At 55.6% G+C, this 20427-nt stretch carries 15 protein-coding genes, 3 tRNA genes and 2 rRNA genes; 14 read left to right on the forward strand and 6 right to left on the reverse strand.

Annotated elements, in window-relative coordinates:
- The first annotated feature begins 47 nt into the window (after positions 1 to 47).
- From DVA43_RS18675 to DVA43_RS18695, 5 genes are all read left to right on the forward strand, one after another.
- Positions 48 to 122 (forward strand) — tRNA-Glu (locus DVA43_RS18675).
- Positions 123 to 303: 181 nt separating this feature from the next.
- A 23S ribosomal RNA gene (locus DVA43_RS18680) occupies positions 304 to 3203 on the forward strand.
- A gap of 64 nt (positions 3204 to 3267) precedes the next feature.
- Positions 3268 to 3383, forward strand: a 5S ribosomal RNA gene (rrf, locus tag DVA43_RS18685).
- 55 nt (positions 3384 to 3438) lie between these two features.
- Positions 3439 to 3515 (forward strand) — tRNA-Asp (locus DVA43_RS18690).
- Positions 3516 to 3565: 50 nt separating this feature from the next.
- Positions 3566 to 3641 (forward strand) — tRNA-Trp (locus DVA43_RS18695).
- A 101-nt stretch (positions 3642 to 3742) separates the two neighbouring features.
- Here DVA43_RS18695 and hdfR read toward each other — a convergent pair.
- Entirely contained in the window at positions 3743 to 4564 is an 822-nt protein-coding gene (hdfR, locus tag DVA43_RS18700) for an HTH-type transcriptional regulator HdfR (protein WP_114316399.1), read from the reverse strand.
- Positions 4565 to 4682: 118 nt separating this feature from the next.
- Here hdfR and DVA43_RS18705 point away from each other — a divergent pair, with 118 nt between their 5' ends.
- On the forward strand, positions 4683 to 5021 hold the full coding sequence (locus tag DVA43_RS18705; protein ID WP_039031246.1) for a DUF413 domain-containing protein: 339 nt from the start codon (positions 4683 to 4685) through the stop codon (positions 5019 to 5021).
- Positions 5022 to 5046: 25 nt separating this feature from the next.
- On the opposite strand, the gene DVA43_RS18710 is transcribed toward DVA43_RS18705, so the two are convergent.
- Positions 5047 to 6567 (reverse strand): YifB family Mg chelatase-like AAA ATPase, encoded by a 1521-nt coding sequence (locus tag DVA43_RS18710; protein ID WP_114316400.1) that lies wholly within the window; start codon positions 6565 to 6567, stop codon positions 5047 to 5049.
- A gap of 342 nt (positions 6568 to 6909) precedes the next feature.
- On the opposite strand from DVA43_RS18710, the gene ilvL reads away from it, so the two are divergent.
- The 6 genes from ilvL to ilvA all read left to right on the forward strand — a co-directional run bounded on the left by ilvL (position 6910) and on the right by ilvA (position 13465).
- On the forward strand, positions 6910 to 7008 hold the full coding sequence (ilvL, locus tag DVA43_RS18715) for an ilv operon leader peptide (RefSeq protein WP_001311244.1): 99 nt from the start codon (positions 6910 to 6912) through the stop codon (positions 7006 to 7008).
- 139 nt (positions 7009 to 7147) lie between these two features.
- On the forward strand, positions 7148 to 8794 hold the full coding sequence (gene ilvG / locus DVA43_RS18720; protein ID WP_114316401.1) for an acetolactate synthase 2 catalytic subunit: 1647 nt from the start codon (positions 7148 to 7150) through the stop codon (positions 8792 to 8794).
- Positions 8791 to 9060: an acetolactate synthase 2 small subunit gene (gene ilvM, locus DVA43_RS18725; RefSeq protein ID WP_103177473.1), complete on the forward strand. Its 270-nt coding sequence runs from the start codon at positions 8791 to 8793 to the stop codon at positions 9058 to 9060. The genes ilvG and ilvM overlap by 4 nt, the downstream gene beginning before the upstream one ends.
- A 17-nt stretch (positions 9061 to 9077) precedes the next feature.
- The gene (gene ilvE, locus DVA43_RS18730; protein ID WP_103825309.1) at positions 9078 to 10007 is read left to right on the forward strand and encodes a branched-chain-amino-acid transaminase; all 930 of its coding nucleotides are present in this window, start codon (positions 9078 to 9080) and stop codon (positions 10005 to 10007) included.
- Positions 10008 to 10067: 60 nt separating this feature from the next.
- A complete protein-coding gene (gene ilvD, locus DVA43_RS18735) occupies positions 10068 to 11918 on the forward strand; it encodes a dihydroxy-acid dehydratase (RefSeq protein WP_103177471.1) in 1851 nt (616 codons plus the stop codon).
- 2 nt (positions 11919 to 11920) lie between these two features.
- The gene (gene ilvA / locus DVA43_RS18740) at positions 11921 to 13465 is read left to right on the forward strand and encodes a threonine ammonia-lyase, biosynthetic (protein ID WP_114317165.1); all 1545 of its coding nucleotides are present in this window, start codon (positions 11921 to 11923) and stop codon (positions 13463 to 13465) included.
- On the opposite strand, the gene ilvY is transcribed toward ilvA, so the two are convergent.
- Positions 13462 to 14352, reverse strand: coding sequence for an HTH-type transcriptional activator IlvY (ilvY, locus tag DVA43_RS18745; RefSeq protein WP_006179210.1), 891 nt, complete (start codon positions 14350 to 14352; stop codon positions 13462 to 13464). The genes ilvA and ilvY overlap by 4 nt on opposite strands.
- 151 nt (positions 14353 to 14503) lie before the next feature.
- On the opposite strand from ilvY, the gene ilvC reads away from it, so the two are divergent.
- The gene (gene ilvC, locus DVA43_RS18750) at positions 14504 to 15979 is read left to right on the forward strand and encodes a ketol-acid reductoisomerase (protein ID WP_114316402.1); all 1476 of its coding nucleotides are present in this window, start codon (positions 14504 to 14506) and stop codon (positions 15977 to 15979) included.
- Positions 15980 to 16146: 167 nt separating this feature from the next.
- On the opposite strand, the gene ppiC (DVA43_RS18755) is transcribed toward ilvC, so the two are convergent.
- Positions 16147 to 16428 carry a peptidylprolyl isomerase PpiC gene (gene ppiC, locus DVA43_RS18755; protein WP_001140251.1) on the reverse strand — a complete coding sequence of 94 codons (282 nt, stop codon included), beginning with the start codon at positions 16426 to 16428 and terminating at the stop codon, positions 16147 to 16149.
- Between the two features lie 49 nt (positions 16429 to 16477).
- Positions 16478 to 16759: a peptidylprolyl isomerase PpiC gene (ppiC, locus tag DVA43_RS18760; protein ID WP_103825311.1), complete on the reverse strand. Its 282-nt coding sequence runs from the start codon at positions 16757 to 16759 to the stop codon at positions 16478 to 16480.
- 112 nt (positions 16760 to 16871) lie between these two features.
- Between ppiC (DVA43_RS18760) and rep the strand changes: the two genes are divergently transcribed.
- Complete coding sequence (gene rep, locus DVA43_RS18765) at positions 16872 to 18893, forward strand: DNA helicase Rep (protein WP_114316403.1); 2022 nt, start codon at positions 16872 to 16874, stop codon at positions 18891 to 18893.
- 45 nt (positions 18894 to 18938) lie between these two features.
- Here rep and gppA read toward each other — a convergent pair whose 3' ends face one another.
- A complete protein-coding gene (gppA, locus tag DVA43_RS18770; protein WP_114316404.1) occupies positions 18939 to 20423 on the reverse strand; it encodes a guanosine-5'-triphosphate,3'-diphosphate diphosphatase in 1485 nt (494 codons plus the stop codon).
- Between the last annotated feature and the right edge of the window lie 4 nt (positions 20424 to 20427).

The raw sequence follows: 20427 nt of genomic DNA on the forward strand, positions 1-20427 counted from the left end.
TGATAGAAAGTGAAAAGCAAGACGGCTGCGAAGTCGTGACACCTCGTGTCCCCTTCGTCTAGCGGTTAGGACTCCGCCCTTTCACGGCGGCAACAGGGGTTCGAATCCCCTAGGGGACGCCACTTGCTGGGTGTGAGTGAAAGGCACAACCAATCAGTATCTCAAAACTAACTCAGTGAGTTACGTTTGAGATATTTGCTCTTTAAAAATCTGGATCAAGCTGAAAATTGAAACGACACACGTTAAGTGTGTTCGAGTCTCTCAAATTTTCACAACACGAAGTGAAACAGCTTCGGGTTGTGAGGTTAAGCGACTAAGCGTACACGGTGGATGCCCTGGCAGTCAGAGGCGATGAAGGACGTGCTAATCTGCGAAAAGCGCCGGCGAGGTGATATGAACCCTTGACCCGGCGATGTCCGAATGGGGAAACCCAGTGTGATTCGTCACACTATCGTTAGCTGAATACATAGGCTAACGAGGCGAACCGGGGGAACTGAAACATCTAAGTACCCCGAGGAAAAGAAATCAACCGAGATTCCCCAGTAGCGGCGAGCGAACGGGGAGCAGCCCGGAGTCTGAATCAGCTTGTGTGTTAGTGGAAGCGTCTGGAAAGTCGCAGGGTACAGGGTGATACTCCCGTACACGAAAGCACACATGCTGTGAACTCGAAGAGTAGGGCGGGACACGTGGTATCCTGTCTGAATATGGGGGGACCATCCTCCAAGGCTAAATACTCCTGACTGACCGATAGTGAACCAGTACCGTGAGGGAAAGGCGAAAAGAACCCCGGCGAGGGAGTGAAAAAGAACCTGAAACCGTGTACGTACAAGCAGTGGGAGCATCCTTCGGGGTGTGACTGCGTACCTTTTGTATAATGGGTCAGCGACTTATATTCTGTAGCAAGGTTAACCGTATAGGGGAGCCGAAGGGAAACCGAGTCTTAACTGGGCGTTAAGTTGCAGGGTATAGACCCGAAACCCGGTGATCTAGCCATGGGCAGGTTGAAGGTTGGGTAACACTAACTGGAGGACCGAACCGACTAATGTTGAAAAATTAGCGGATGACCTGTGGCTGGGGGTGAAAGGCCAATCAAACCGGGAGATAGCTGGTTCTCCCGAAAGCTATTTAGGTAGCGCCTCGTGAATTCATCTCCGGGGTAGAGCACTGTTTCGGCTAGGGGCCATCCCGGCTTACCAACCCGATGCAAACTGCGAATACCGGAGAATGTTATCACGGGAGACACACGGCGGGTGCTAACGTCCGTCGTGAAGAGGGAAACAACCCAGACCGCCAGCTAAGGTCCCAAAGTCATGGTTAAGTGGGAAACGATGTGGGAAGGCACAGACAGCCAGGATGTTGGCTTAGAAGCAGCCATCATTTAAAGAAAGCGTAATAGCTCACTGGTCGAGTCGGCCTGCGCGGAAGATGTAACGGGGCTAAACCATGCACCGAAGCTGCGGCAGCGACACTATGTGTTGTTGGGTAGGGGAGCGTTCTGTAAGCCTGCGAAGGTGTGCCGTGAGGCATGCTGGAGGTATCAGAAGTGCGAATGCTGACATAAGTAACGATAAAGCGGGTGAAAAGCCCGCTCGCCGGAAGACCAAGGGTTCCTGTCCAACGTTAATCGGGGCAGGGTGAGTCGACCCCTAAGGCGAGGCCGAAAGGCGTAGTCGATGGGAAACAGGTTAATATTCCTGTACTCGGTGTTACTGCGAAGGGGGGACGGAGAAGGCTATGTTGGCCGGGCGACGGTTGTCCCGGTTTAAGCATGTAGGCGGAGGTTCCAGGTAAATCCGGTACCTTGTTAACGCTGAGGTGTGATGACGAGGCACTACGGTGCTGAAGCAACAAATGCCCTGCTTCCAGGAAAAGCCTCTAAGCATCAGGTAACATCAAATCGTACCCCAAACCGACACAGGTGGTCAGGTAGAGAATACCAAGGCGCTTGAGAGAACTCGGGTGAAGGAACTAGGCAAAATGGTGCCGTAACTTCGGGAGAAGGCACGCTGATATGTAGGTGAAGCCCCTGCGGGTGGAGCTGAAATCAGTCGAAGATACCAGCTGGCTGCAACTGTTTATTAAAAACACAGCACTGTGCAAACACGAAAGTGGACGTATACGGTGTGACGCCTGCCCGGTGCCGGAAGGTTAATTGATGGGGTTAGCTGTAAGGCGAAGCTCTTGATCGAAGCCCCGGTAAACGGCGGCCGTAACTATAACGGTCCTAAGGTAGCGAAATTCCTTGTCGGGTAAGTTCCGACCTGCACGAATGGCGTAATGATGGCCAGGCTGTCTCCACCCGAGACTCAGTGAAATTGAAATCGCTGTGAAGATGCAGTGTACCCGCGGCAAGACGGAAAGACCCCGTGAACCTTTACTATAGCTTGACACTGAACACTGGTCCTTGATGTGTAGGATAGGTGGGAGGCTTTGAAGTGTGGACGCCAGTCTGCATGGAGCCGTCCTTGAAATACCACCCTTTAATGGCTGGTGTTCTAACGTGGACCCGTTACCCGGGTTGCGGACAGTGTCTGGTGGGTAGTTTGACTGGGGCGGTCTCCTCCTAAAGAGTAACGGAGGAGCACGAAGGTCAGCTAATCCTGGTCGGACATCAGGAGGTTAGTGCAATGGCATAAGCTGGCTTGACTGCGAGAGTGACGGCTCGAGCAGGTGCGAAAGCAGGTCATAGTGATCCGGTGGTTCTGAATGGAAGGGCCATCGCTCAACGGATAAAAGGTACTCCGGGGATAACAGGCTGATACCGCCCAAGAGTTCATATCGACGGCGGTGTTTGGCACCTCGATGTCGGCTCATCACATCCTGGGGCTGAAGTAGGTCCCAAGGGTATGGCTGTTCGCCATTTAAAGTGGTACGCGAGCTGGGTTTAGAACGTCGTGAGACAGTTCGGTCCCTATCTGCCGTGGGCGCTGGAGAATTGAGGGGGCTGCTCCTAGTACGAGAGGACCGGAGTGGACGCATCACTGGTGTTCGGGTTGTCATGCCAATGGCACTGCCCGGTAGCTAAATGCGGAAGAGATAAGTGCTGAAAGCATCTAAGCACGAAACTTGCCCCGAGATGAGTTCTCCCTGACCCTTCGAGGGTCCTGAAGGAACGTTGAAGACGACGACGTTGATAGGCCGGGTGTGTAAGCGCAGCGATGCGTTGAGCTAACCGGTACTAATGAACCGTGAGGCTTAACCTTACAACGCCGAAGCTGTTTCGGTGGGTTTGAGAAGATTTTCAGCTGATACAGATTACAGAATTTGCCTGGCGGCTGTAGCGCGGTGGTCCCACCTGACCCCATGCCGAACTCAGAAGTGAAACGCCGTAGCGCCGATGGTAGTGTGGGGTCTCCCCATGCGAGAGTAGGGAACTGCCAGGCATCAAATTACGTAGTAAACCGGGGCAATAAACCGGTAGTTACAGAAGTATTCGGTGGAGCGGTAGTTCAGTCGGTTAGAATACCTGCCTGTCACGCAGGGGGTCGCGGGTTCGAGTCCCGTCCGTTCCGCCACTTATTTAAACTAAGCCTGCTAATGTAGCAGGCTTAGTAGTAAGAAATTTAGGGGCGTAGCTCAGTTGGTAGAGCACCGGTCTCCAAAACCGGGTGTCGCGAGTTCGAGTCTCTCCGCCCCTGCCATATAAAGAATCCTTTGCTTAGGCGAAGGATTTTTTTTTGCCTGTAATATTTCAACTTTCCCGCTCTTTAAGCCTTTAATTGCGTCCCTGCAATAGGCAGTTTTACTCCATCACATTGATTTTAAGTAGATCTTTGATCTGCCCCTGTTTGTCACTGTTCTGAAGCCAGATAGCGTACAGCGGCCTCTGGAGCAGGGCTGAATCGGTGACCGCATACAGACCTGGTTTATTACTGGCCCAGCGTTGTGGCAGCCAGGTACAACCTTTAAGCGCTGCGAGTTGTTGGCAGGCTATTTCAGCAGAACTGGTTGTCAGGACTGGAACATCGTCCGCTGCAATCAACCCCGCCTCATGGGGCTGGAAATCGGGGCCCCATTCAAGGCGCAGATAATTCAGGTCGCTTTTCAGAGCGGAAGGTTCGGCCGCATAGAGTCCCAGACTGAACTGCCCGAGAACCTGGCTGCTGAATTCATCCATTTTCGGTGCTTCGGTAGTGATCAGAAGATCCAGTTGTCTTTCATGCAGTTGCTTAACCAGCGACTGCCGTTGCGCAATACGCGCCTCAAACTGCAGATGCCCGTGAGAGCGATATAGCCGACTCAGCCACGGGCTAAGCATGCACTCCCATAGCGAGGCGCTGGCACCGATAGAGAACTCATTATGCTTTGAGGTATGGGCAACCTCTTTACGTGCCGCCTGCCAGGTGTTCATTAGCGTTTCGGCATATGGCAGAAGTTTCTCTCCCGCTGGCGTTAAGCGGATGTTGTTGCGATGGCGGGTGAAAAGGTTTACACCGAGCTGATTTTCAAGCTGTCGAATACGAAAGCTCACTGCCGACTGCGTCAGATAAAGCGCTTCTGCGGCGCGCCCAAAGTGGCGAGTTCTGCTCACTTCGAGAAAAGTTTTTAGCAATTCCGTATCCACGGGATTCTCCGCAAAATTATTTGTCGTTATGATTTAAATGTTTTGTTTGACGCTCTGTCAAGCGTAACTAATACTCCGCGCCATAAATAGCTCGGCCAAAGATATAGGAGCGTGTAGGATGGCGGAAAGCTTTACGACGACTAATCGTTTTTTCGACAACAAAAATTATCCACGCGGATTTTCTCGCCATGGTGATTTCACCATCAAAGAGGCACAACTGCTTGAGCGCCATGGTTATGCCTTCAATGAACTGGATTTGGGAAAACGTGAACCCTCCACTGAAGACGAAAAATCATTTGTTGCCGTCTGCCGTGGCGAGCGTGAGCCAGTAACGGAAGCGGAGCGCGTATGGATCAAATATATGGCGCGTATCAAGCGTCCAAAGCGTTTCCATACTCTGTCTGGTGGTAAACCACAGATGGAAGGTGCGGAAGACTACACCGATTCAGACGATTAATAAAAAGGGGCTACGGCCCCTTTTTTTATGCCAGCATCTTTTGCAGGTGTAACAGCAGGCGGTCAATAGCGCGATAGCTCAGCGCTTCCTGTAGATGCCTGCGTTCAATATTTTCACACTCCTCCAGATCGGCAATAGTACGGGCAACTTTTAACAACCGCTGCCACGCACGTACTGACAGACCAAAATGGATAAGTGTCTCCTCCAGCCACAGCGCGTCGTCTGCCGCTAGCCGACAAAAGGTGCGGATCTCTGCGTTATCGAGATGCGCGTTACGTTTCTTCTGCCTCGCAAGCTGCCTCTCCTGCGCGGCAATCACTCGGTTTCGCACGGTGAAGCTTGATTCCCCCGTTTTATGCGCCTGGCTTAGCAAGCCTGGCGGCGGGAGTGGGATCTCAAGCGATAGATCGAAGCGATCAAGGAATGGCCCGGACAAGCGACCCAGATAGCGCAGCGTCTGCTCGGGCGAGCAGCGATTATGATTGCCTTGATAGTGCCCCGTTGGGCTGGGGTTCATGGCGGCGATAAGTTGGAAGCGTGCCGGATAACTGATCTTGGCGCGCGTGCGGGAGATATTAATTTGCCCGGATTCGATGGGCTCGCGTAAGGCGTCCAGCACGCGACGCTCAAACTCAGGCAATTCGTCCAGGAACAGGATGCCATTATGTGCCAGTGAGATCTCTCCCGGCGCAGGGATTGCGCCTCCACCCACCATGGCTACCAGCGAGGCACTATGATGCGGGGCCCGGAAAGGGCGCTGACGCCATTGTTTATACATTGATGTGGCGCTGACCAGACTTACGATAGCCGCGCTTTCCAGCGCCTCATGATTGCTGAGTGGCGGCAGCAGAGTGTTGAGCCGGCTCGCGAGCATGGTTTTGCCGGTGCCGGGTGGGCCAATGAGCAACAGGTTATGCGCACCGGCTGCGGTGATCTCCAGCGCCCTCTTACCCTGTTCCTGACCGATGATATCGCTGATGTCACACTCGTTATGTTCGGCAACAAACGGCTCCCCAACGGGCGCGGCCAGCTCATGACGTCCCTCAAGAAAAGCGCATACCTCCTGCAGATGTTCAGCAACCAGGCAGCCTTTTTCTTCAACAAGGCTGACTTCAGCAGCATTATCTCTGGCGACGATAATCTCTCTACCGGCGCGTATAGCCGCCAGAGCGCCAGATATCGCGCCAGGAACCCCTCTTAATGCGCCTGTAAGCGCCAGCTCACCCACAAACTCATATGCGCTTATCCGGGTGGAGGAGAGCTGCTCAGAGGCGACGAGAAGCGCGATGGCGATAGGTAAATCGTATCGTCCGCCTTCCTTGGGGAGATCGGCTGGGGCCAGATTGATAGTGATCTTTTTGGCCGGGAAGGTATAACCACTATTGATGATCGCGCTGCGTACCCGGTCTCTGGCCTCCTTGACGGTGGTTTCGGGCAGGCCGACCAGCGTCAGGCCAGGCAGGCCATTACTGAGATGAACTTCGACGCAAATAAGCGGTGCTTCAACGCCTAATGCAGCGCGGGTATAGACAACCGACAATGACATAAATCGCCTCCTTGTCGTGCCACTATGTCATCTGTCCGACGCGATTTTTACTGTCAGTTCGCGTTTTTACGCGCCCTGTTCCTGATTATTTTCCCTGAATTGCAATATTTTCATCATCATGGAATCCTGCTCGCAAAAGGGTAATAAGCTTGTCTTCTCAAAGCGATTGCCCAGGAAAAAATGAAAATAATTCATTTTCTATTTTTGTCATAAAAAACAATGATTTTTATCTGAACTATTAGCAGAATAATCAAATGAATTATAAAAAAATGTTGTGTTTAATTCGATATCTGTGATAACTCTTTAGGTATTCCTTCGAACAAGATGCAAAAAGAACAGCAAATGACAGCCCTTCTACGAGTGATTAGCCTGGTCGTGATTAGCGTGGTGGTGATTATTATCCCACCGTGCGGGGCTGCACTTGGACGAGGAAAGGCTTAATAATCAAGCCTTAACGAACTAAGACCCCCGCACCGAAAGGTCCGGGGGTTTTTTTATGACCTTAAAACATAAGCGAGGAGCAGATGATGAGTAATAGCATAATATTCTGTTTCTCCCGATTTACGACGGGGAACTAACTATGAATGGCGCACAATGGGTAGTACATGCGTTGCGGGCGCAGGGAGTCGAGACAGTATTCGGTTACCCGGGTGGTGCAATTATGCCGATTTACGATGCTCTGTATGACGGCGGCGTGGAACATCTGTTGTGCCGACACGAGCAGGGCGCAGCAATGGCGGCCATCGGTTATGCGCGTGCTACAGGGAAAACCGGCGTCTGTATGGCGACTTCTGGCCCTGGCGCGACCAACCTGATCACCGGTCTGGCTGACGCACTGCTTGATTCCGTTCCCGTTGTGGCCATCACCGGTCAGGTTGCCTCTCCCTTCATCGGCACCGATGCTTTCCAGGAAGTGGACGTCCTCGGTTTGTCACTGGCGTGTACGAAACACAGCTTCCTCGTCCAGTCACTCGAAGAGCTGCCTCGCGTCATGGCGGAGGCATTTGAGGTGGCAAACTCAGGCCGTCCTGGTCCTGTTCTGGTTGATATTCCTAAAGATATTCAGGTTGCGCTGGGCGAACTGGAGCCTCACTTCTCTACCGTTGAGAATGCTGATGATTTCCCGCATACCGAAGTAGATGAAGCGAGTCAGATGCTGGCCCACGCGCAAAAGCCGATCCTCTACGTAGGCGGCGGTGTTGGGATGGCGCAGGCCGTTCCAGCCCTGCGTGAATTTATCGCGGTTACCCAAATGCCCGCGACCTGCACATTGAAAGGGTTGGGCGCGGTGGATGCCGAATACCCGTACTATCTGGGTATGTTGGGGATGCACGGCACGAAAGCGGCCAACCTCGCGGTGCAGGAGTGCGACCTGTTGATCGCTGTGGGCGCGCGCTTTGACGATCGTGTCACCGGCAAGCTGAATACCTTCGCGCCGAATGCAAAAGTCATTCATATGGATATCGATCCGGCAGAGATGAATAAGCTCCGTCAGGCGCACGTGGCTTTGCAGGGCGATCTCAACGCGCTGCTGCCTGCGTTACAACAGCCCTTAGCGATTGACGCCTGGCGTCAGCATGCGGCAGCGATGCGCCGCGAACATGCCTGGCGCTATGACCATCCGGGTGACGCTATCTATGCGCCGCTGCTGCTGAAACAGCTGTCGGATCGTAAGCCAGCCGACAGCGTAGTCACTACCGACGTGGGCCAGCACCAGATGTGGTCAGCCCAGCACATGACCTACACGCGTCCGGAAAACTTCATCACCTCAAGCGGCTTAGGCACGATGGGCTTTGGCTTGCCTGCCGCGGTGGGTGCCCAGGTGGCGCGCCCGGACGATACGGTCATCTGTATCTCCGGTGACGGCTCCTTCATGATGAACGTCCAGGAGCTGGGCACCATCAAGCGTAAGCAGTTGCCGGTGAAGATCGTATTGCTGGATAACCAACGTTTAGGCATGGTTCGCCAGTGGCAGCAGCTCTTTTTCCAGGAGCGTTACAGCGAAACCACCCTGACCGATAACCCCGATTTCCTCGTTCTGGCCAGCGCCTTTGGCATCCCTGGTCAGCACATCACCCGTAAAGACCAGGTTGAAGCGGCACTTGATGAAATGTTGTCAAGCAAGGGGCCCTACCTGCTTCATGTCTCAATCGACGAGCTTGAGAATGTCTGGCCGTTGGTGCCGCCCGGCGCCAGTAACTCACAAATGCTGGAGAAATTATCATGATGCAACATCAGGTCGCCGTTCAGGCTCGCTTCAACCCGGAAACGTTAGAACGTGTATTGCGCGTGGTGCGCCATCGTGGGTTCCAGATCTGTTCGATGAACATGGAAACCGCCACCGACGCGCAGAACATAAATATTGAATTGACCGTTGCCAGTCAGCGCCCCGTCGAATTACTGTTTAGCCAGTTGAGCAAACTTGTCGACGTCGCCCGGGTTGATATCCAGCAGCGTGCCGCTTCATCACAAACACAACAAATCCGCGCCTGAGCGCAAAAGGAAGAAAAATGACGACGAAAAAAGCTGATTTCATTTGGTCCAATGGTGAGATGATTCGCTGGGAGGACGCTAAAGTCCACGTGATGTCCCACGCGCTTCACTACGGTACGTCTGTATTTGAAGGTATCCGTTGCTACGACTCACACAAAGGCCCGGTGGTGTTCCGTCATCGTGAACACATGCAGCGTCTGCGTGATTCAGCCAAAATTTATCGCTTCCCTGTTTCTCAGAGCGTCGACGAGCTGATGGAAGCTTGCCGCGCGGTGCTGCGTAAAAACAACCTGACCAGCGCCTATATTCGTCCGCTGGTTTTCGTGGGTGATGTAGGTATGGGCGTCAACCCGCCAGCCGGTTACACCACCGATGTGATCATCGCCGCGTTCCCGTGGGGAGCATACCTGGGCGCAGAAGCGCTGGAGCAGGGGATCGATGCGATGGTCTCCTCCTGGAACCGTGTGGCGCCAAATACCATTCCGACCGCAGCCAAAGCGGGCGGTAACTATCTCTCCTCCCTGCTGGTTGGCAGCGAAGCACGTCGCCACGGTTATCAGGAAGGTATCGCCCTGGATGTGAACGGCTATATCTCTGAAGGTGCGGGTGAGAACCTGTTTGAAGTGAAAGATGGCGTTCTGTTCACTCCGCCATTCACCTCTTCCGCTCTGCCGGGCATCACCCGCGACGCCATTATCAAACTGGCGCAGGATCTGGGTATTGAAGTGCGCGAGCAGGTGCTGTCCCGTGAATCGCTGTACCTGGCCGATGAAGTGTTCATGTCCGGTACCGCAGCAGAGATCACCCCGGTACGCAGCGTTGACGGCATCCAGGTCGGCGAAGGCCGCCGTGGCCCGGTCACTAAACGTATCCAGGAAGCCTTCTTCGGCCTCTTCACCGGCGAAACCGAAGATAAATGGGGTTGGTTGGATCAGGTTAATCCATAAGCATAAATATGGGACGGCACGCACCGTCCCATTTACCAGATAGACGGGAGTAAATAACGCATGCCTAAGTACCGTTCCGCCACCACCACTCACGGCCGCAACATGGCGGGCGCCCGCGCGCTGTGGCGCGCCACCGGAATGACCGACGCCGATTTCGGGAAACCGATTATCGCCGTGGTCAACTCTTTTACCCAGTTTGTGCCTGGCCACGTGCACCTGCGCGACCTCGGGAAGCTGGTTGCCGAGCAGATTGAAGCCTCCGGCGGCGTGGCGAAAGAGTTCAACACCATCGCCGTGGATGACGGGATCGCAATGGGGCACGGGGGCATGCTTTATTCACTGCCGTCGCGCGAGCTGATTGCCGACTCGGTGGAGTACATGGTGAACGCCCACTGTGCCGATGCCATGGTCTGTATCTCCAACTGCGACAAAATCACCCCAGGGATGCTGATGGCCTCCCTGCGCCTGAACATTCCGGTGATCTTCGTCTCCGGCGGCCCAATGGAAGCGGGTAAAACCAAGCTTTCCGATAAGATCATCAAGCTCGACCTGGTTGACGCAATGATTCAGGGCGCGGACCCGAAAGTCTCCGACGAGCAGAGCGAACAGGTTGAACGTTCAGCGTGCCCGACCTGCGGCTCTTGCTCCGGGATGTTCACCGCCAACTCGATGAACTGTCTGACCGAAGCGCTGGGCCTGTCTCAGCCGGGTAACGGCTCGCTGCTGGCGACTCACGCCGATCGTAAGGAGCTGTTTATCAATGCCGGTAAACGCATCGTTGAACTGACCAAACGCTACTACGAGCAGGACGATGCCAGCGCGCTGCCGCGCAATATCGCCAGCAAAGCGGCATTTGAAAACGCCATGACGCTGGATATCGCTATGGGCGGTTCCACTAACACCGTTCTGCACCTGCTGGCCGCCGCGCAGGAAGCGGAGATCGATTTCACCATGAGTGATATCGACAAGCTCTCCCGCAAAGTGCCGCAGCTGTGTAAGGTTGCGCCAAGCACGCAAAAATACCACATGGAAGATGTTCACCGTGCCGGTGGCGTGCTGGGGATCCTCGGTGAGCTGGACCGCGCCGGGTTGATGAACCGCGACGTGAAAAACGTGCTGGGCCTGACGCTGCCGCAGGCGCTGGATCAGTATGACGTGATGCTGACCAAAGATGAGTCAGTGAAAAAAATGTTCCGCGCCGGTCCGGCCGGTATCCGTACCACCCAGGCATTCTCGCAGGATTGTCGCTGGGACAGCCTGGATGACGATCGCGCTGAAGGTTGTATCCGCTCGCTGGAACATGCCTACAGCAAAGATGGTGGTCTGGCGGTGCTGTACGGCAACTTCGCGGAAAACGGCTGTATCGTTAAAACCGCGGGCGTGGACGACAGCATCCTGAAATTTACCGGCCCGGCAAAAGTCTACGAGAGCCAGGACGAGGCGGTAGAAGCGATCCTCGGCGGCAAAGTGGTTGAAGGCGATGTCGTGGTGATCCGCTACGAAGGGCCGAAAGGCGGGCCGGGAATGCAGGAGATGCTCTACCCGACCACCTTCCTGAAATCGATGGGCCTCGGGAAAGCCTGTGCGCTGATCACCGACGGTCGTTTCTCCGGCGGCACCTCCGGTCTCTCTATCGGCCACGTTTCGCCGGAAGCGGCCAGCGGCGGCAACATCGCGATCATCGAAGATGGCGACCTGATTGAAATCGACATTCCGAATCGCGGTATTCAGCTGAAACTGAGCGACCAGGAAATTGCAGCCCGCCGCGAAGCACAGGAAGCGCGTGGGGATAAAGCCTGGACGCCGAAAGATCGCCAGCGTGAAGTCTCTTTCGCCCTGCGCGCATACGCGACCCTTGCGACCAGTGCAGATAAAGGCGCAGTGCGCGATAAATCTAAACTTGGGGGCTAATGATGGCCGAATCCCAACCCTTATCCGCCGCCCCTGAGGGGGCGGAGTATCTCAGGGCGGTGCTACGTGCGCCGGTCTATGAAGCGGTGCAGGTCACGCCGCTGCAAAAAATGGACAAGCTCTCGGCGCGCCTCGATAACGTCATTCTGGTAAAACGTGAAGACCGTCAGCCGGTACACAGCTTTAAGCTGCGCGGCGCTTACGCGATGATGGCCGGCCTGACCGACGAGCAAAAAGCGCGTGGTGTGATCACCGCCTCGGCGGGCAACCATGCCCAGGGCGTGGCGTTCTCGTCTGCGCGTCTGGGGTTAAAAGCGCTGATTGTAATGCCGGTTGCCACGGCAGATATCAAAGTGGATGCGGTACGGGGTTTTGGCGGCGAAGTGCTGCTTCACGGTGCCAATTTTGACGAAGCGAAAGCCAAAGCGATCGAGCTGGCACAGCAGCAGGGATTTACCTGGGTGCCGCCGTTCGATCACCCGATGGTGATTGCTGGTCAGGGGACGCTGGCGCTGGAGCTGCTGCAGCAGGATGCCCATCTCGACCGCGTATTTGTGCCGGTCGGCGGCGGTGGCCTGGCGGCAGGCGTGGCGGTGCTGATCAAGCAGCTGATGCCGCAGATCAAAGTCATTGCTGTGGAAGCGGAAGACTCTGCCTGCCTGAAGGCGGCACTGGATGCCGGACACCCGGTAGACCTGCCGCGCGTTGGGTTGTTTGCCGAGGGCGTGGCGGTGAAACGCATCGGGGATGAAACCTTCCGTCTCTGCCAGGAGTATCTCGACGACATCATCACCGTCGACAGTGATGCCATCTGCGCGGCAATGAAAGATCTGTTCGAGGATGTGCGCGCGGTGGCAGAACCGTCCGGCGCGCTGGCGCTGGCGGGGATGAAAAAATATATCGCCCAGCACAATATTCGCGGCGAACGCCTGGCCCATGTGCTTTCGGGGGCTAACGTGAACTTCCACGGCCTGCGCTACGTGTCCGAGCGTTGCGAGCTGGGGGAGCAGCGTGAAGCACTGCTGGCGGTGACCATTCCGGAAGAGAAGGGCAGCTTCCTCAAGTTCTGCCAGCTGCTGGGGGGTCGTTCGGTAACAGAGTTTAACTACCGTTTTGCCGATGCCAAAGATGCCTGCATTTTTGTCGGCGTGCGTCTGAGCCGCGGTCTGGACGAGCGCAAAGAGATCCTCAGCCTGCTACATGAAGGTGGCTACAGCGTGGTGGATCTCTCCGACGACGAGATGGCGAAGCTGCACGTGCGCTACATGGTGGGCGGGCGTCCGTCTAAACCGTTACGGGAGCGTCTGTTCAGCTTCGAGTTCCCGGAATCGCCGGGTGCGCTACTCAAGTTCCTGCATACCCTGGGCACGCACTGGAACATCTCCCTGTTCCACTACCGAAGCCACGGCACCGACTACGGTCGCGTGCTGGCGGCGTTTGAACTGGGCGAGCACGAGCCGGATTTCGAAACGCGGCTGAATGAACTGGGCTACGAGTGTCACGACGAAACCCACAACCCGGCGTTCCGTTTCTTCCTGGCGGGTTAGTGGTTGGGCAATATTTTCCAGAACGCATCAATAAGCGGCTCATGCAGCCGCTTTTTTTGTGCGCAGACGCCAAGCTCAAACGGCGTTTTCTCGTCGCTGCGCTCTAGGATCATCACGCGATTGCGTACCGGCTCCGGGCTGTTCTCCAGCACCACTTCCGGCAGCAGCGCCACGCCGCAGCCGAGCGCCACCATTGAAACCATCGCCTCATGGCCGCCCACTGTCGCATAGATGGAAGGGTTGCTGATTTTCTGACGACGGAACCACAGCTCAATGCGACGGCGCACCGGTCCCTGATCGGCCATGATAAAGGGTACCGTTGACCAGTCGGGCTTCTCCACCGATACCTGGTTGCGCACCGGGCAGGGCAGCGCCGGAGCGATCAGCACTACCGCCAGATTTTCCAGCATCGAGAAGGCCACTGCCCCCGGCAGGGTTTCCGGCTTCCCGGCTATGGCCAGATCCGCTTCACCCGTCACCACTTTTTCCATCGCATCGGCGGCATCGCCGGTGGTGAGTTTAATCTCGACCGAGGGATGCTCCGCGCGGAAGCGGTCAAGAATGGGGGGAAGATGGCTGTACGCGGCGGTCACCGAGCAGAAGATGTGGAGCTCGCCGGACAGAGAGGGCCCCTGCTGGTCGATGGTGTGGCGCAGCTGCTGATACTGCAATAACGTCTGTTGGGCAAAGACGCGTAACTCTTCCCCCGCTTCGGTGAGCGTCACCGTGCGGTTATCACGCACAAACAGCGGCTGGCCGAGATCCTCCTCCAGACGCTGGATTTGGCGGGAAAGCGTGGAGGGGCTGACATGCATCGCCCGTGCGCTGCGGCCAAAATGGCGGCTTTCCGCCAGATGTAGAAACATTTTTAGATCGCGTAAATCCATCGATGCCACTCCCCCTTTTTACATTGCAAATATTGCAACATGACGTTGTGAATATATCAATTTCCGCAATAAATTTCCTGTTGTAATGTGGGTACATTCTCGCTGAACAGCGAACCGAACAATAAGACACACAACATCACGAGGTATCACCATGGCTAACTACTTCAACACACTGAACCTGCGCCAGCAGCTGGCGCAGCTGGGCAAATGCCGCTTTATGGCGCGCGATGAATTTGCCGATGGCGCAAGCTACCTTCAGGGTAAGAAAGTGGTCATCGTCGGCTGTGGCGCTCAGGGCCTGAACCAGGGCCTGAACATGCGCGACTCCGGCCTGGATATCTCCTACGCCCTGCGTAAAGAAGCGATTGCTGAGAAGCGTGCTTCCTGGCGCAAAGCGACCGAAAACGGCTTTAAAGTGGGTACCTACGAAGAGCTGATCCCACAGGCGGATCTGGTGGTTAACCTGACGCCAGACAAACAGCACTCTGACGTTGTGCGTTCCGTACAGCCTATGATGAAAGATGGCGCGGCGCTGGGTTATTCCCACGGCTTTAACATCGTTGAAGTGGGCGAGCAGATCCGTAAAGACATCACCGTCGTGATGGTGGCGCCGAAGTGCCCGGGTACCGAAGTGCGTGAAGAGTACAAGCGTGGTTTCGGTGTGCCGACCCTGATCGCGGTTCACCCGGAAAACGATCCGAAAGGCGAAGGGATGGCGATCGCGAAAGCATGGGCAGCAGCCACCGGCGGCCACCGTGCGGGCGTTCTGGAATCCTCCTTCGTTGCGGAAGTGAAATCTGACCTGATGGGTGAGCAGACTATCCTGTGCGGCATGCTGCAGGCCGGTTCTCTGCTCTGCTTCGATAAGCTGGTGGAAGAGGGTACTGACCCGGCATATGCGGAAAAACTGATTCAGTTCGGCTGGGAAACCATCACCGAAGCGCTGAAGCAGGGCGGCATCACCCTGATGATGGATCGCCTTTCTAACCCGGCGAAACTGCGTGCCTTCGCCCTGTCCGAGCAGCTGAAAACCATCATGGCGCCGCTGTTCCAGAAACATATGGACGACATCATCTCTGGCGAGTTCTCTTCCGGCATGATGGCCGACTGGGCCAACGACGACAAAAACTTGCTGACCTGGCGCGAAGAGACCGGTAAAACCGCGTTCGAAACTGCGCCACAGTATGAAGGCAAAATCAGCGAGCAGGAGTACTTCGATAAAGGCGTTCTGATGATTGCGATGGTGAAAGCGGGCGTTGAGCTGGCGTTCGAAACCATGGTGGATTCCGGCATCATCGAAGAGTCTGCGTACTATGAATCCCTGCACGAGCTGCCGCTGATCGCGAACACCATCGCCCGTAAGCGTCTGTATGAGATGAACGTGGTTATCTCCGATACCGCAGAATACGGTAACTATCTGTTCTCTTATGCCTGCGTACCGCTGCTGAAAGAGTTCATGACCACCCTGCAGCCAGGCGATCTGGGCAAAGCGATTGCCGAAGGTGCGGTAGATAATGCCCAGCTGCGTGACGTGAACGAAGCGATTCGCAGCCACGAGATCGAGAAAGTGGGTCAGAAGCTGCGTGGCTATATGACCGATATGAAACGTATCGCAGTAGCAGGCTAATTCCCCGTCGTCTTTCAGCTTGCAGGTGCGTTGGCTACGTTCGTACACCCCAGTCACATAGTTATCTATGCTCCTGGGGCTGTACTCACTTGCCGCCTTCCTGCAAACTGAAATCCTTAGGGGAATGCTTTGAGATAAAAAACCGGTGCAGTAAGACACCGGTTTTTTTAATTCCGGTACAGCACCTTAATGATGTGGTAACCGAACTGGGTGTGCAGCGGGCCGGTTGGCTCCAGCACCGGGCAGGAGAAGACCACTTTATCGAACGCCGGGACCATCTGACCCTGGCGGAATTCACCCAGATCGCCGCCGCGTTTGCCTGACGGGCAAATAGAGTGCTTCTTCGCCAGCTTGCCGAAGTCGGCGCCGTTTTTAATCTGCTCCAGAAGATCCAGAGCCAGTTTCTCTTCTTTAACAAGAATATGCAGTGCTGCTGCTGTTTTTGCCATGATCGTGCCTTGAAGGGTTGAGTTAAATCGGGGCGCAATATACCACGCGTTAGCGGCGATACAGCACCTTAATGATATGGTAGCCATACTTCGTTTTGACCGGGCCGTAGGGTTTCAGCAGCGGGCAGCTAAAAACTGCCTCATCGAAAGGGCCCACCATCACACCCTGCTTAAATTCCCCTAAATCGCCGCCGTTGCGCCCGGAGGGACATTTAGAGTAGCGCTTCGCCAGATGATCGAAGCTGATGCCGCGTTCCAGTTTGGCAAGGATCTCCTGCGCCAGCTTCTCTTCTTTTACCAGAATGTGCAGGGCCGCTGCGCTCTTTTTCATGGTTCTGCTCTCGGGGTTAATCGCGTTTTGTTCACTTTATCATTAGCCGGTAAATCTGCGCCCGGCTTTCTGCTACAATCCCCACCCCGTTCGAAGATTGAGCAATATTCCCATGCGTTTAAACCCTGGACAACAACAAGCGGTCGAATTCGTTACTGGACCATGCCTGGTGCTGGCAGGGGCGGGTTCCGGTAAAACCCGCGTCATCACCAACAAAATCGCCCACCTGATCCGCGGCTGCGGCTATCAGGCACGCCACATTGCCGCGGTGACCTTTACCAACAAAGCGGCGCGCGAGATGAAAGAGCGTGTCGGGCAGACGTTAGGGCGCAAAGAGGCCCGCGGCCTGATGATCTCCACCTTCCATACCCTGGGTCTGGATATCATTAAGCGCGAATACGCGGCGTTGGGCATGAAGTCGAACTTCTCCCTTTTTGACGATACCGATCAGGTGGCGTTGCTGAAAGAGCTTACCGAAGGGCTGATCGAAGATGACAAAGTGGTGCTGCAGCAGTTGATCTCCACGATCTCAAACTGGAAAAACGATCTGATGAGCCCTGCCCAGGCCGCCGCAAGCGCCAAAGGGGAGCGGGATCGGATCTTTGCCCACTGCTACAGCCTGTATAACGATCATCTCAAAGCCTGCAACGTGCTCGACTTTGACGACCTGATCCTGCTGCCCACGCTGCTGCTGCAAAGCAATGAAGAGGTGCGTGAGCGCTGGCAGAACAAGATCCGCTACCTGCTGGTGGATGAATATCAGGACACCAACACCAGCCAGTACGAGCTGGTGAAGCTGCTGGTGGGTCAGCGGGCGCGTTTCACCGTGGTGGGCGACGATGACCAGTCGATCTACTCCTGGCGCGGCGCTCGTCCACAGAACCTGATCCTGCTCAGTAAGGACTTCCCGGCGCTGCAGGTGATCAAGCTGGAGCAGAACTACCGCTCATCCGGGCGTATTCTGAAGGCGGCCAACATCCTGATCGCCAATAACCCACATGTGTTTGAAAAACGGCTCTTTTCCGAACTGGGATACGGCACGGAGCTGAAGGTGCTCAGCGCCAACAATGAAGATCACGAAGCCGAGCGCGTGGCGGGCGAACTGATTGCCCATCACTTCGTGAACAAAACCAACTATAAAGACTACGCCATTCTCTATCGCGGAAATCACCAGTCGCGCGTCTTTGAAAAGATGCTGATGCAGAACCGCATCCCGTACAAAATCTCCGGCGGGACCTCGTTCTTCTCGCGCCCGGAAATCAAGGATCTGCTTGCCTATCTGCGCGTGCTGACCAACCCGGACGATGACAGTGCTTTCCTGCGGATCGTCAATACGCCGAAGCGCGAGATTGGCCCGGCGACGCTGCAAAAACTGGGCGAGTGGGCGATGACCCGCAATAAGAGCCTGCTGAACGCCAGCTTTGATATGGGCCTGAGCCAGACCTTAACCGGGCGCGGCTATGAATCGCTGACCCGCTTTACCTACTGGTTGCGTGAAATCCAGCAGCTCAGCGAGCGGGAACCGATTAATGCGGTGCGGGATCTGATCCGCGGCATCGACTATGAATCCTGGCTGTATGAAACTTCCGCCAGCCCGAAAGCGGCCGAGATGCGGATGAAGAACGTTAACCAGCTCTTCACCTGGATGACCGAGATGCTGGAAGGTTCCGATATCGACGAGCCGATGACCCTGACTCAGGTCGTCACTCGCTTTACCCTGCGCGATATGATGGAGCGCGGCGAAAGCGAAGAGGAGGCGGATCAGGTACAATTAATGACCCTGCACGCCTCGAAGGGGCTTGAGTTCCCGTATGTCTATCTGGTGGGCATGGAAGAGGGCTTACTGCCGCACCAGAGCAGCATTGATGAGGATAACGTCGATGAAGAGCGTCGTCTGGCCTATGTAGGCATCACGCGGGCGCAAAAAGAGCTGACATTTACGCTGTGTAAGGAGCGGCGTCAGTATGGAGAGCTGGTGCGTCCGGAGCCGAGCCGTTTCCTGTTGGAGTTACCGCAGGATGACGTACTCTGGGAGCAGGAACGTAAGGTCATTACCGCCGAAGAGCGGATGCACAAGGGGCAGGCCAGCATCGCCAATATTCGCGCCATGATGGAAAAAGCGAAAAATCGCTAGTCTGAAGGCCCGGTATGCGTAGCGCTACCGGGCATATCGTCGTGATTAATGAACCTCAAGCGCCCAGTGCACGTAACTCTGCCACTGGGACTCCTGTACCAGCATTTCGGCACCCAGCGGATGCGTCTCCAGCCAGTTTTCCGGCAAGGTTAGCGTCAGCTTCTCACCTTCCGCCTTCAGCGTGATGGCCGGCAACAGATCGTCCCGGCGACGGCTGGCAAAGAGGATCGCCAGACGCAGCAGGCGGCACAGATGTTCCGCCACGCGCGGCGGAACCGCGTTTTGCTGGTGGAGCGAAGAGAGATCGACAGGGTTGGTCTGGTTTAACAGCAGCGTGGCCAACAATTTCTTTTGCGCCGGAGTAAAGCCGGGCAAATCGAGATTGCGCACCAGATACGCCGCGTGTAGCGGCGCTTGTTTGAAATCGACGCTCAGGCCAATTTCATGTAGCTGGCAGGCGCTAAGCAGTAATTCGCGACAGATGGGCTCAATATGCCACTCATTTTCGACGAGATCGAGAAAACGTGTCGCCAGATTCGCTACCCGGTGTGCCTGTTCAATATCGACCATGAACCGCCGCTGAATATTGCGCAGCGTGTGGTCGCGAATGTCCTGATCGACCGCCAGATGCAGCATGCCGTAGACCAGCCCTTCCCGCAGCGCGCCGCCCGCAAGGGTCATGCACTGAATATTCAGTTCGGTGAAAATGGCAATCAGGATCGCCAGCCCGCTCGGGAAGACCAGCGCGCGCTCAAGGGTGAGTCCTTCAATTTCCAGCTCTTCCAGGCGGCCGCAGAGGATCGCGCGCTGTTTTAACTGCTGAAGTTTCGCCAGCGTGATGCGCTCATCCATCCCCTGCGCCATCATGATTTCCTGCAACGCCTGAACGGTGCCGGAAGCACCGACGCAGACTTTCCAGCCGTGATAACGCAGCTCATCCGCCACCGGACGCAGCACTTCGCGCGCGGCCTTTTCTGCATCATCAAAGTTTTCTTGCGCCAGATTGCGATCGGTGAAGTAGCGTTCAAGCCAGGTGACACAACCCATCGATAAGCTGTTCAGGGATGTCGCCTGGGCGCCATTACCGGTGACCAGCTCAGTGCTTGCGCCACCGATGTCCACCACCAGACGACGCTCGTCACCGCCCGTGGTATGCGCTACTCCCTGATAAATCAGGCGGGCTTCTTCTTCACCACTGATCACCTGTATCGGGCAGCTGAGGAGCTGCTGGGCCGTGGCAATAAATTCACCGGCATTCACCGCCAGACGCAGGGTTGCGGTAGCGACAACGCGGATTTGCTGAGAAGGGATATCCTGAAGGCGTTCGGCAAAAAGACGCAGACATTGCCAGCCGCGCTCCATGGCTTCTGGAGAGAGGTGATTATCAGCACTCAGGCCCGCCGCGAGGCGGACCTTGCGCTTAATACGCGTCAGCGTTTGAACACTGCCCGCCACCTCGCGTACAACCAGCATATGAAAACTATTCGAACCTAAATCAATAGCTGCATAGAGCGAGGTAGACCGGAGCATATTT

The sequence above is a fragment of the Leclercia sp. W6 genome (genome assembly GCF_003336345.1).
Classification (GTDB): domain Bacteria; phylum Pseudomonadota; class Gammaproteobacteria; order Enterobacterales; family Enterobacteriaceae; genus Enterobacter.

What these genes read in the sequence shown, in the direction of transcription:
- rep (WP_114316403.1), top strand. Translation starts at nt 16,872, where the DNA reads ATGCGTTTAAACCCTGGACAACAACAAGCGGTCGAATTCGTTACTGGA.
- ilvL (WP_001311244.1), top strand. Translation starts at nt 6,910, where the DNA reads ATGACAGCCCTTCTACGAGTGATTAGCCTGGTCGTGATTAGCGTGGTG.
- ppiC (WP_001140251.1), bottom strand. Translation starts at nt 16,428, where the DNA reads ATGGCAAAAACAGCAGCAGCACTGCATATTCTTGTTAAAGAAGAGAAA.
- ilvG (WP_114316401.1), top strand. Translation starts at nt 7,148, where the DNA reads ATGAATGGCGCACAATGGGTAGTACATGCGTTGCGGGCGCAGGGAGTC.
- gppA (WP_114316404.1), bottom strand. Translation starts at nt 20,423, where the DNA reads ATGCTCCGGTCTACCTCGCTCTATGCAGCTATTGATTTAGGTTCGAAT.
- ilvY (WP_006179210.1), bottom strand. Translation starts at nt 14,352, where the DNA reads ATGGATTTACGCGATCTAAAAATGTTTCTACATCTGGCGGAAAGCCGC.
- ilvD (WP_103177471.1), top strand. Translation starts at nt 10,068, where the DNA reads ATGCCTAAGTACCGTTCCGCCACCACCACTCACGGCCGCAACATGGCG.
- DVA43_RS18710 (WP_114316400.1), bottom strand. Translation starts at nt 6,567, where the DNA reads ATGTCATTGTCGGTTGTCTATACCCGCGCTGCATTAGGCGTTGAAGCA.
- DVA43_RS18705 (WP_039031246.1), top strand. Translation starts at nt 4,683, where the DNA reads ATGGCGGAAAGCTTTACGACGACTAATCGTTTTTTCGACAACAAAAAT.
- ilvA (WP_114317165.1), top strand. Translation starts at nt 11,921, where the DNA reads ATGGCCGAATCCCAACCCTTATCCGCCGCCCCTGAGGGGGCGGAGTAT.
- ilvC (WP_114316402.1), top strand. Translation starts at nt 14,504, where the DNA reads ATGGCTAACTACTTCAACACACTGAACCTGCGCCAGCAGCTGGCGCAG.
- ilvE (WP_103825309.1), top strand. Translation starts at nt 9,078, where the DNA reads ATGACGACGAAAAAAGCTGATTTCATTTGGTCCAATGGTGAGATGATT.
- ppiC (WP_103825311.1), bottom strand. Translation starts at nt 16,759, where the DNA reads ATGAAAAAGAGCGCAGCGGCCCTGCACATTCTGGTAAAAGAAGAGAAG.
- ilvM (WP_103177473.1), top strand. Translation starts at nt 8,791, where the DNA reads ATGATGCAACATCAGGTCGCCGTTCAGGCTCGCTTCAACCCGGAAACG.